1 protein-coding gene is annotated in these 529 nt (G+C 59.9%); it reads left to right on the forward strand.

Annotation, left to right across the window (positions count from 1 at the left end):
• Positions 1–3 precede the first annotated feature (3 nt).
• Complete coding sequence (locus DNK89_RS23945; RefSeq protein WP_110962022.1) at positions 4–282, forward strand: SWIB/MDM2 domain-containing protein; 279 nt, start codon at positions 4–6, stop codon at positions 280–282.
• Positions 283–529: the final 247 nt, after the last annotated feature.

Genomic DNA, 529 nt, shown 5'->3' on the forward strand with positions numbered 1-529 from the left:
ATTATGGCCACAACCTCCAAACCCGAGACCGCGAGCAAGCCGAACGCTGCATTCATGAAGCCCCTGACTCCCAGCGCCGAACTGGCCGCTGTGATCGGTTCGGAAGCCGTGCCGCGCACCGAGGTCACCAAGAAGATCTGGGAATACATCAAGAAGCACAACCTGCAAGATGCGAGCAACAAGCGCAACATCAACGCCGATGCCAAGCTGCGCCCGATCTTTGGCAAGGATCAGGTCACGATGTTCGAACTGACCAAACTGGTCAACGCACATCTGAAGTAAGCAGGCAAAGGGCGTACCCTGTACGTCCCTGCCTCGATACTGTCGCGACGCCCTGGCTAGAACGCCGGGCGGACCCGACTTCCGAAGATCCCCGCCGCCACAGGCTTTGCGCCTTGTCCAGCCAGTCCCATACCCGCGATGGGCACGGCCTTCCTCCCCACCTCATCCGTCTTGCATGCGAACGCTGTCGCGTCGAATCGCGTGGGCAACATCATTGCGGTCTCGATCGAGATGCATGAGCACCCTC

The sequence above is a fragment of the Acidovorax sp. ST3 genome (genome assembly GCF_003231145.1).
Lineage (GTDB): Bacteria > Pseudomonadota > Gammaproteobacteria > Burkholderiales > Burkholderiaceae_C > Acidovorax.

Coding starts and splice junctions, on each gene's coding strand:
- DNK89_RS23945 (WP_110962022.1), top strand. CDS start 4: ATGGCCACAACCTCCAAACCCGAGACCGCGAGCAAGCCGAACGCTGCA.